Genomic DNA, 9958 nt, shown 5'->3' with positions numbered 1-9958 from the left:
AGGGCGGTCAGTTCGTTGATCTCGCGTGCGAGCAACCCCGGATCCAGCGCGGCGATACCGTCCACGGCCGAAGCGGGCCACCAGCGGGACGCCCAGTGCGCGTACCCGAGCCGCCGCACCGCCGCGGCGAGTTCCGGGCGTTCGGGACGTACCGGTAGTTCCACCGGTTCGGTGTATTCGTCCACGGCGACCGCGATCCCGGCACCGTAGACGGCCCACAGCCATGCCTGGGCGGTATCCGGATCGTGCAGCGTGGCGGCCGGCACCCAGTACTCGGCGGGCACACTCCAGCTCAGATGCCCACCGAGCACCTCGAGCACCGCGGTGTCCACGCCGGGATCGGCGTCGGTGGTCAGCGGCGCGCCGGCCGGGGCGATGGTCCACAGGTCCGGCCGGATCCGGCGGACCACGACGGTCCCGGCCATCACACGGCCCGCGGTTCGGCCGATTCGGGTTCCGCCTCGGCCGCCTCGGCCCGTGCGCTCAGCACCTTCCGCACCTTGGCCCGGTGGTCCAGCACCACCGAGCGCGCCACGCCGTCGAGTAGATCCCACAGTTCCCCGGGATCGGTGACCGGCAGTTCACGCACATCCCGGCCGTGCAACCGGACCCACAGCCGCCGCAGATACGGCCGCCACGGGGTGCGCAGTTCGGCGGCGATATCGCCCAGCGGATGCGAATCCGCGGCTACCGGCCGCACCGCGAGCCGGCGCGCCTGCAGTACGTAGGCCTCGCGCTGCCAGCGGCTGTTGACCACCCGGTGGGCCTGCGCCCCCGGGTCCGGCTCGGTGGCCGGACCACCGATCGGCGCCAGCCCGAGCGCGAGTTCCACCCCCGTCGTCGCGACCACCCGCAGCGATTCGCCGAGCAGGGCCCACGGGGCGCAACTGCGGGCGATCTCGGTGGTGACCAGGTCCGGGATCGGGGGCAGCTCACCGCGTTCGGTCGAGACCTGCAGCACCGTGAACACCCGTTCGCAGACCGTGCGGTCGAAGGGCGCGCCCAGGCCCGCGGTGGATGCCGACGCGCCCAGTTCGGGCCGGCGCGGAGCCGGATATCCGGTCAGGCCGAACATGTTCGCGTCGTAGGCGGCGCCCGGTTCGCGCCACATTTCGATACCGGAATGCGTACCCGCGTTGGCGGCGGCGAGCTCGCGCAGCAGCCGGCTACCGGCGCCGGAATCGGAGCCGGTACGAGTCGCTACGGCGTGCTCGAGCAGCCGCCGCGGCCCGTCGGTACGCGGCATGGGCACCGCGGGCGGGGCCGGTCGGCGGCGCCATGCCTTGCCGAGCAGATCCGCCAGTTCCGCGGCCCGCACCGGATCGGTGAGATGGTCCCGCAACGCCTGGGTGGTGCGCCCGGCCGCGAAGCCGTGGATCTCGCGCAGCACCGCCTCGGCCCGCAACCGGTCGCGGGCCGGGTCCGGGTGGCCACGGGTCGCGGCGAGTTCGAAACACCGCTGGAAATAGAGATCTTGGGCGTTGCCCTCGGTGATCCGCAACCGGCGCCGGGTCTGTTTGAGCAAGGTGAACCAGGCCGCGGTCGCGCGTAACGCGTCGGCATGGGCGTGTACCCGGGCGGCCAGCAGGGTGGCGCCGTCGTCGGTGAGGATCGCGCCACCGCAGGCCGGGTACCGGACCGGCCGGATGACCAACGGGTCGAGGATCGCCTTCACGGTCCGGCGCAGCGGACCGCCGTGCGGGCCGCTCAACGCCTCGACACCCTCGAGACCGCGCCATACCTCATCGAGCACCATGGCCCGCGGTCGTCGCATATGCCCAGGTTATCGGAGTACGAGCGGGGGTGCCGAGACAAAACTCGAGATCGGTAGGCGGCGCGCGGTTCGTACTTTTCTCGCAACGGCCCCGGACACCGGGCCCGCACCACCGAGAGAACAGGAAACACCATGAACGCCAAGCTCTTCCGCATCGCCGCCGTCACCGTCGCCGCCTCCGCGGCCCTGCTGGTCTCCGCCTGCGGCGACGATCCCGCGAGCGCTCCGGCCGCCCCGGCACCGGGCACCCCGGCCGCCACCCAGACCGCCCCGGCCGGCGGCTCCTCGGCCGCCCTCGTGGACGGTGCGGCGTTGGATGCCGATTTCGAGACCACCTGCGCGAAACAGGGCAACACCCTCGCGCTCGCGCTGACCGATACCGACAACAGCAAGTACGGCCAGTTGAGCGTGAGCGCCAGCATCCTCGACGACACCACCGTCCAGGCGGTCGGTATCGCCGGCAGCCAGGGCGGCTCCGCCGGGATGCCGTACGCCGTCGGTTACGGCAACGGGCAGCCGGGCGGCTCGGCGAAGGTCAGCAGGGACGGCGACACCTACACCGTCACCGGTGAGGGCGTCGGTGCTCCCGATATGTCCAACCCGATGGCCGGACCGTCCACGGCGACCTTCGAGATCACCTTCGCCTGCTCCGACATCGTCGGCGGCTGATCCACCGGGCCCGGGTTTCCGGCTCCGTGTCGCCCGGCCCACCGGCCCGGGCGACACGGTGGCCAGGTATCCGGACCACCACTCACAGGAGAAACCATGATTCGCACCCTGCGCACCCTCGCCCTCGTCTTCGCCGCTCTCGCGGCCGGCGCCTACCTCTGGCACGGGCTCACCTACGAGCCCGGCCGCTGGGAACCCTCCTATCTCGCCTGGCTCAACGGGTTCCTGGCACTGCCGATCATCGCCGTCACGCTGGTGGTCACGACCTTCGCGTTCACCGGAAGCGGGATCGTCACCGCCCTCACCGGACACAACACCGGCGAGTTCCGCGACGCGCCCCTGGGGCTGGGCACGGTGAAATCCTTCGGGCACACCGGCGTAACCCTCAACGACCAGCCGCAGATCCGGATCGAGTTCAGCGTCGAAGGGGCCGACGGCAAGATCTTCGACGCGACCGCGAAAACGATCGTGCCACTGACCGAGCTGGCGCTGCTCACTCCGGGTGTGGTGCTGCCGGTGCGGTATCGGCCGGACCGGCCCGGGATCGTGCAACTGGACCTCTCCGGCGACAGTGCCGCGGCTCAGCGGGTGATGAACGAATCGATGATCCGCAAAGGGTTCACGACCCGCGAGAAGATCGATATCGCCGCCCGCGGCATCACCGCGCAGGCGGTGGTGCAGTCACTGACCGTGCCGGGCGAGATCCGCGGCGGGCATTCCCTGGTGAACGTGGGCCTGGCCGTCACCCGGCCCGACGGCAGCACCTTCACCACCACCTCGGAGAAATTCCTGCCCCCGGCCGCGATCGGCAATGTGCAGGTCGGCCGGATCGTCACCACCCACTATCTGCCCGAGAACGAACGAGAGGTGGTGCTGAGCATCCCGGTCAACGCCTGACCGGCGCGGATGGGCCCGTCCCGTGGGGACGGGCCCATTCGCGTGCCCGGGCGCCGGGTCCGGCCGACCGCGCGGGCGATCACAGGACGGCGACGGCAGCGACGAAGCGGTCGAGCTCGTCACGGCTCACGAAATAGTGCGGTGAGGCCCGCACCAGCGAATCCAGTCCACGGGCCGACATATCGAGCAGGGTCGAGCCACGGTGGCTCACGCTCACCGTGATGTCCTCGCCCAGCAACCGGTCCCGGACCTCGACCGATTCCAGGCCGTCCACCGTGAAGGATACGATCCCACTGTGCTCGACCCCGAGATCGCGCACGGTGACCCCGGGCAGCTCACCCAGCGCGCCCCGCAGATATCCGGCGCGCTCGGCGATCGCGGCGTAGACCTCGTCCGGGCCGAGATCGAGAAGGTACCGCACCGCCGCGCCGAGCCCGAGACGGGCCGCCACATCGTGCTCCCAGAACTCGAACCGGGTGGCGTCGGTGGCGAGCCGGTATTCCTGCGGCCCGGTCCACTGGGCGCTCAGCAGATCGACCCGGGACGGTTCCAGCGTGTTCACCAGTTCGGGCCGCACGTACAGAAAACCGGTGCCCCGGGGACCGCGCAGCCATTTTCGACCGGTGGCCGACAGCGCGTCCACCCCGAGTTCGGCCACATTCAGCGGTAGCTGGCCGGCCGATTGGCAGGCATCGAGCACCACCACGGCCCCGGCCGCGCGCGCGATCCGCGCGGCCGCGGCGACCGGATTCACCAGGCCCCCGTTGGTGGGCACATGCAGCAGCGACACCAGCCGGACCCGCTCGTCCATCATCGCGGTCAGGGCGTCGAGGTCGATCCGGCCCCATTCGTCGCCGGGGATCGATTCCACCCGCGCGCCGGTGGCGCGGGCCCGCTGCAGGGCCGCGACGGCGTTGCTGGCGTAGTCGGCGCCGGAGATCAGGATGCGATCACCGGGGCGCAGCGGGATCGCGTAGAAGAAATCGGTCCACGCGCGGGTCGCGCTGTCGCTGAGGGCGATGGTCCCCGGTGTGGTGCCGAGCAGCGCCGCGATCGCGTCCTTGACCCCGGCCAGTTCCTCCAGCCGCTCGTTCGCGGCCCGGTATCCGCCGATCTCCGCCTCACGGCGCAGATGTGTGATCACGGTCTCGGTCACGATCCGCGGTGGAAGGGAGGATCCCGCACTGTCGAGGAACACCGATCCGGCGCCGACGCCGGGGGTATCTTCACGTACTCGCTGATCATCCACCATGACCTCGACCCTATGCGCTGCCGGTCGTCGCGGGCATCCGCGGCGGGTGCCGGATCCGTGACCCGTTCGCGCCGAAAATGTGTCCGCCCCCGTCGCTACTCTGGATTTCACGCGCGCCGCACCCGTGGCCGCCACCGCGCCCGGTTCGGTCCCGGGCCCGGTCGGCATTCCGCCGACAATCGAAGACGAGCCCTGCAGTACCGGCGACCGGATACGCGAGATCAACAAGCGAGAAGCCGCATGGAGGTTGCTATGGCGGTCACCCTCGAACACCCGGACTGGACCAGCGATTCACACCCACACCCGGCTCTGACCAGCCGCGCGGCCGCCGAGGCCTATCTCGGCGGGGTCTGTTTCAAGCTCGGACCGCCGACGCTGGTCGGTGCCGAGCTCGAATGGTTCACGGTCTGCGACGCCGGCGGCCGCGCCGCGCGCACCACCGCACCGCAATCCCCCGCCGCCGCTTCCCGGCGCCCGGCCGGCGGTAGCCCGCCGCAATCCCCCGGCGGCCCGCAGCGCGATTCCGCATTCGCCGGACGCCGCCCCACCACAGACCTGCTCGCGCAGGCACTCGGCGCCCACGCGCCCCGGTCGATCGCACCGGATTCCCCCGCTCTCCCCCTTCCCGGCGGTAGCCGGGTCACCGTCGAACCCGGCGGTCAGATCGAACTCTCCAGCGCCGCCGTCACCGACGTCACCGAGCTGTGTGCCCGGCTGGAAACCGACCGGCACCGGCTGGCCGGCCTGCTGTCGGACCGGTCCATCCGGATGGTCGCGGCCGCGGCCGACCCCGCCCGGAATCCACGATGCCAATTGCCGCTGCCGCGTTACCGGGCCATGGAGGACTACTTCGCCCGGATCGGCCCGTTCGGCAGGCTCATGATGAGCAATACCGCGGCCGTGCAGGTCAGTGTGGATGCCGGGGCCGACGAGGCCGAACTCGCCGCCCGCTGGACGGCCCTGCACGCCGCCGGGCCGGCCCTGGTCGCGGCCTTCGCCTGCTCGCCGGTACTGCGTGGTGCGCCGGACGGGCAGTGGGCCTCGCAGCGAATGCGCACCTGGCTGCACCTGGACCCCGCCCGCGCCTGCCCGCCGGTCACCGACTGGGCCGATCCGGTCGCCGGATACGCCCGCTGGGCCCTGGACGCCCCGCTGCTGTGTGTACGGCGGCACGAGGCCGACGGCGGCGGCAACTGGTCGGCGCCGCCGGAGGCCACGTTCGCCGACTGGCTGTCCGGTGCCCTGGACGAAGCCGTCGGCCGCCGCCCCGATATCGGCGATCTGGACTACCACCTCACCACCCTGTTCCCGCCCGTACGCCCCGGCGGCCATTTCGAGGTCCGCTACCTCGATGCCCAGCCCGGCGGGGACTGGGCGGTGCCGATCACGGTGATAGATGCCCTGCTGTCCACCCCGGCGGCCGTGGCCGACACCATCGCGGCCGGATCGGCCACCGCGGACCGCTGGCACGACGCGGCCCGTCACGGCCTGGCCGATCCGGAACTGCGAGCCGCGGCCGTTTCGGTACTCGAGGCCGCCGCCGCGCACGATCGGACCTCCGACCCCCGCCTGCCCGCAGCGGTGCGCCGCTGCGCCGCCGGATCACCGCCCGGAGGCAGCGAATGACCGCACACACCCACCATCGCGACCACCGCACCGAGAACACGCCGTCGAGTGGAGCAGCATCGTGACCATCGCCCATCCGAACGCCGACCGAACCGAGACCGAACGGCTACGCGACACCATCGCCGCCACCCTGACCCGGGCCAGGCAGCGCACCCTCGCCCTCACCGAATGCCTGGACGAGGCCGAACTCGCGGCCCAGCATTCCCCGCTCATGAGCCCGCTGGTCTGGGATCTCGCCCATATCGGCAACCAGGAGGAATTGTGGCTGGTACGTGATGTCGGCGGCCGGGAGGCGGTCCGGGCCGATATCGACGAACTCTACGACGCGTTCAAGCACGCCCGCTCCGACCGACCGGCCCTGCCGCTGCTCGATCCGCGCGGAGCCCGCGGCTACGTCGGCACGGTCCGCGAGAAGGTGTGGGACGTGCTGGAACGCACTCCTCTACACGGCGACGAGCTGGTCACCGGCGGTTTCGCCTTCGGCATGATCGCCCAGCACGAACAGCAGCACGACGAGACCATGCTCGCCACCCATCAGCTGCGGACCGGGGCACCGGTGCTGTCGGCCCCGCCGCCGCCGGCCGCGGCCACCGCCGTCCGCGGTGAGGTCGTCATCCCGGCGGGCGAATTCGTGATGGGTACCTCCACCGACCCGTGGGCCCTCGACAACGAACGTCCCGCACACCCGGTCGAGGTCGCGGCCTTCGCGATCGACGCCGCCCCGGTGAGCAACGCGCAGTATCTGGCCTTCGTCGAGGACGGCGGCTACGACCGGCGCGAGCTGTGGTCGGCGCACGGCTGGTCGCACCGGCAGGAGGCCGGGCTCACCGCGCCGCAGTTCTGGGAGCGCGATTCCGACGGGCAGTGGTGGCGCCGGGTATTCGGCGTCGGGCGGCCGTTGCGCCCGCAACAGCCGGTGGTGCACGTGTGCTGGTTCGAGGCCGAGGCGTACGCGAACTGGGCCGGTAAACGACTGCCCACCGAGGCCGAATGGGAGAAGGCGGCCCGCTTCGACCCCGGCACCGGCCGCACCCGCGCCTACCCGTGGGGAGATACCGAGCCCGGCCCCTCGACGGCCAATCTCGGGCAGCGGCATCTGGAACCCGCCGACGTCGGCGCGTATCCGGCGGGGGCCTCACCGGCCGGAGTGCATCAGCTCATCGGCGATGTCTGGGAGTGGACGTCTTCGGGATTCCATCCATATCCCTCGTTCCGGGCATTCCCGTACCGGGAGTATTCGGAGGTCTTCTTCGGCGGCGACTACCGGGTGCTGCGCGGCGGATCGTTCGGAACCGACCCGGTGGCCTGTCGCGGCACCTTCCGCAACTGGGATCATCCGATCCGCCGGCAGATCTTCTCGGGTTTCCGGCTGGCCCGCACCCCGGCCCCGGAAGAGGCGTGATGTGCCGGCACCTCGGCTACGTGGGTCCCGCGGCACCGGTGGGTGAACTGGTACTGCGCGGCCCGCATTCGCTGCGCACCCAGTCGTGGGCGCCCCGGGATATGCGCGGCGGCGGAACCATCAACGCCGACGGATTCGGGGTGGCGTGGTGGGCCGGCGAGCGGGTGACCCGCTACCGCAACGCCGATCCGATCTGGACCGATCCGGCGGTGGAAGAGGTACTGCCACAACTGACCTCGCATGCCGTGCTAGCCGCGGTGCGCTCGGCCACGGTCGGCATGCCGCTGGACCGCTCCGCCTGCGCGCCGCTGCTGTGGGATCGCTGGGCATTCAGCCACAACGGGGTGGTCCCGCGGTGGCGGACGGTTCTCACCGCGGTGCTGTCGGATCTCGATGTCGCCGCGACCCGCGCGGGGCTGACCCGCCGCTACGAGACCAGCCATCTGCTCGAGGCCGAGGCGCCGACCGATTCGGCCGCGCTGTGGGTACTGCTGCGCCGCCTGCTCGATCCCGACCCGCCCGCCGGACTCGCCGAAACCCCCGGCACCGCGCTACGCCTGCTGACCACGACGGTGCTGCACCACGCGCCGGACGCCCGGGTCAATCTGCTGCTCGGCAACGGCGAAGCGCTGTGGGCAACCACCTGCTACCACTCGCTGTCCGCACTGATCACCGACGAATTCGCGATCCTGGCGTCCGAACCCTACGACGACGATCCACGGTGGCAGGCGCTGCCCGACCGCAGCCTGGTGCACGCCCGGCCCGGCGCCCTGCGTATCGAATCCCTGGAAATGGCCGAATCCCCCGCGACCGAAAGCCTGACTCGATGACCGAACCCATCGTAGAAGTCCATCTCACCGACGCCGACCTCACCGCGGCACTGCGCGCCGACGCCCGGCGCGGCCTCACCGACAGCCCGAAATGGCTGCCGCCGAAATGGTTCTACGATGCCCGCGGCAGTGAATTGTTCGAACAGATCACCGCCCTGCCCGAGTACTACCCGACCCGCACCGAACGAGCCCTGCTGGAAAGCGTCGCCGGCGCCATCGCACGCACCGCGAAAGCCGAGGTGCTGGTCGAACTCGGCTCGGGTTCGGCGGCCAAGACCCGCATCCTGCTCACCGCACTCACCGGCGAAGGACCGCTCAAAACCTATGTACCACAGGATGTCTCGTCGTCCGCACTGCGCGCGTCGGCAGCCGAGGTGGCGGCGGAATTCCCCGGGCTCGCGGTACACGGCGTGGTCAGCGATTTCACCGACACCCTGGCGACACTCCCGCGCGGCGGCCGCCGCATGATCGCCTTCCTGGGCGGCACACTCGGCAATATGGTGCCCGCCGAACGCGCCGAATTCCTCGGCGGGATCCACGATGTGCTCGAACCGGGCGAACAACTGCTGCTGGGCGTGGGACTGGTGGTGGATCCGGCGATAGTCGTCCCCGCCTACGACGACGCGGCCGGAGTCACCGCGGAGTTCAACCGGAATGTGCTGCGAGTCCTCAATTCCCGGCTACGCGCGAACTTCGACCCCGAAGCCTTCCGCCACATCGCGCACTGGGACCCGGACAACGAATGGATCGAAATGCGGCTGGAGTCCACCGTGGACACCACCGTCACCGTCACCGACCTCGGGCTCACAGTGGGCTTCGCCCGAGGCGAGCAACTGCGTACCGAGATCTCGGCGAAATTCCGGCTGGAGGGTCTGGGCGAAGAACTCAGGGGGGCGGGATTCGTGCTGGAGCACGCTTGGACCGATCCCGACGATCGGTTCGCGTTGGTTCTGGCGGCTCGGGTTTGAGTTGGGGTGGGGTTGGGTGGTGGCTTTGACCGCCGAAGCGAGAAGGTGACCTGCTCGTCAAAGTGAGTAGGTGACCCTGCGGGCGGAGACGGGTGGTTGGCTTGCTGGTGGAGGTGGGGAGGTGACTCTGCCCGCGGAGGGGAGTAGGTGACCTTACTCGCCAAGGCGAGGGAGGTGACCCGTGCGGACCTGGACAGGTGGCCCTGCCCGCCAAAGTAAGGAGGTGACCTCGCTCGCGAAGGTGAGGGAGGTGACTTGCCCGCCAAGGTGAGAAGGTGGGGCCACATGCGGGCCTGGACAGGAGGCCCTGCTCGCGAAGGTGAGGAGGTGACCCCGCCCGCGGAGGTGGGGAGGTGACCTTTTCTCGTCAAGGTATGAAGGTGACCCCGCCCGCCAAGGTGAGAAGGTGACCCCGCCCGCCAAGGTGAGAAGGTGACCCCGCCCGCCAAGGTTCTGTGTTTATTGGCGCGCTGGCGCGCGCGGGGTTCGGCCCCCTGAGCGTCTGCTGTCAGCGCTCGAGACTCGCGGCTGCGCCGCCTC

General features: G+C 70.7%; 8 protein-coding genes and 1 pseudogene. 6 read left to right on the top strand and 3 right to left on the bottom strand.

From position 1 onward, the window contains the following. Positions 1-425, bottom strand: a pseudogene (locus tag ACWDU1_RS23045) (hypothetical protein); the annotation flags it as partial. Then, positions 425-1774, bottom strand: a complete 1350-nt coding sequence (locus tag ACWDU1_RS23040) for a hypothetical protein (RefSeq protein ID WP_450001418.1) — start codon at positions 1772-1774, stop codon at positions 425-427. The gene ACWDU1_RS23040 and the pseudogene ACWDU1_RS23045, both read right to left, overlap by 1 nt. A 132-nt stretch (positions 1775-1906) precedes the next feature. Between ACWDU1_RS23040 and ACWDU1_RS23035 the strand changes: the two genes are divergently transcribed. Together ACWDU1_RS23035 and ACWDU1_RS23030 are read left to right on the top strand one after the other, a co-directional pair. Further along, positions 1907-2443: a lipoprotein LpqH gene (locus ACWDU1_RS23035; protein ID WP_450001416.1), complete on the top strand. Its 537-nt coding sequence runs from the start codon at positions 1907-1909 to the stop codon at positions 2441-2443. A 96-nt stretch (positions 2444-2539) separates the two neighbouring features. Next, positions 2540-3340, top strand: a complete 801-nt coding sequence (locus ACWDU1_RS23030) for a hypothetical protein (protein WP_450001415.1) — start codon at positions 2540-2542, stop codon at positions 3338-3340. A gap of 79 nt (positions 3341-3419) precedes the next feature. On the opposite strand, the gene ACWDU1_RS23025 is transcribed toward ACWDU1_RS23030, so the two are convergent. After that, complete coding sequence (locus ACWDU1_RS23025) at positions 3420-4592, bottom strand: aminotransferase class V-fold PLP-dependent enzyme (RefSeq protein WP_450001413.1); 1173 nt, start codon at positions 4590-4592, stop codon at positions 3420-3422. 252 nt (positions 4593-4844) lie between these two features. Here ACWDU1_RS23025 and egtA point away from each other — a divergent pair, with 252 nt between their 5' ends. From egtA to egtD, 4 genes are all read left to right on the top strand, one after another. Then, the gene (gene egtA, locus ACWDU1_RS23020) at positions 4845-6218 is read left to right on the top strand and encodes an ergothioneine biosynthesis glutamate--cysteine ligase EgtA (RefSeq protein ID WP_450001410.1); all 1374 of its coding nucleotides are present in this window, start codon (positions 4845-4847) and stop codon (positions 6216-6218) included. Between the two features lie 67 nt (positions 6219-6285). Beyond that, positions 6286-7620: an ergothioneine biosynthesis protein EgtB gene (egtB, locus tag ACWDU1_RS23015; protein WP_450001420.1), complete on the top strand. Its 1335-nt coding sequence runs from the start codon at positions 6286-6288 to the stop codon at positions 7618-7620. Next, positions 7620-8450: an ergothioneine biosynthesis protein EgtC gene (gene egtC, locus ACWDU1_RS23010; protein WP_450001408.1), complete on the top strand. Its 831-nt coding sequence runs from the start codon at positions 7620-7622 to the stop codon at positions 8448-8450. The genes egtB and egtC overlap by 1 nt, the downstream gene beginning before the upstream one ends. Beyond that, positions 8447-9418, top strand: a complete 972-nt coding sequence (gene egtD / locus ACWDU1_RS23005) for an L-histidine N(alpha)-methyltransferase (protein WP_450001406.1) — start codon at positions 8447-8449, stop codon at positions 9416-9418. Before egtC ends, egtD begins: the two co-directional genes overlap by 4 nt. Positions 9419-9958: the final 540 nt, after the last annotated feature.

The sequence above is a fragment of the Nocardia sp. NPDC003345 genome, assembly GCF_053589395.1.
This window is presented reverse-complemented; position numbering and strand designations above follow the sequence as displayed.

Excerpts from the sequence above, each read along its gene's own strand:
- egtC (WP_450001408.1), top strand. The coding sequence starts at position 7,620 with ATGTGCCGGCACCTCGGCTACGTGGGTCCCGCGGCACCGGTGGGTGAA.
- ACWDU1_RS23035 (WP_450001416.1), top strand. The coding sequence starts at position 1,907 with ATGAACGCCAAGCTCTTCCGCATCGCCGCCGTCACCGTCGCCGCCTCC.
- egtA (WP_450001410.1), top strand. The coding sequence starts at position 4,845 with ATGGCGGTCACCCTCGAACACCCGGACTGGACCAGCGATTCACACCCA.
- ACWDU1_RS23040 (WP_450001418.1), bottom strand. The coding sequence starts at position 1,774 with ATGCGACGACCGCGGGCCATGGTGCTCGATGAGGTATGGCGCGGTCTC.
- ACWDU1_RS23030 (WP_450001415.1), top strand. The coding sequence starts at position 2,540 with ATGATTCGCACCCTGCGCACCCTCGCCCTCGTCTTCGCCGCTCTCGCG.
- egtD (WP_450001406.1), top strand. The coding sequence starts at position 8,447 with ATGACCGAACCCATCGTAGAAGTCCATCTCACCGACGCCGACCTCACC.
- ACWDU1_RS23025 (WP_450001413.1), bottom strand. The coding sequence starts at position 4,592 with ATGGTGGATGATCAGCGAGTACGTGAAGATACCCCCGGCGTCGGCGCC.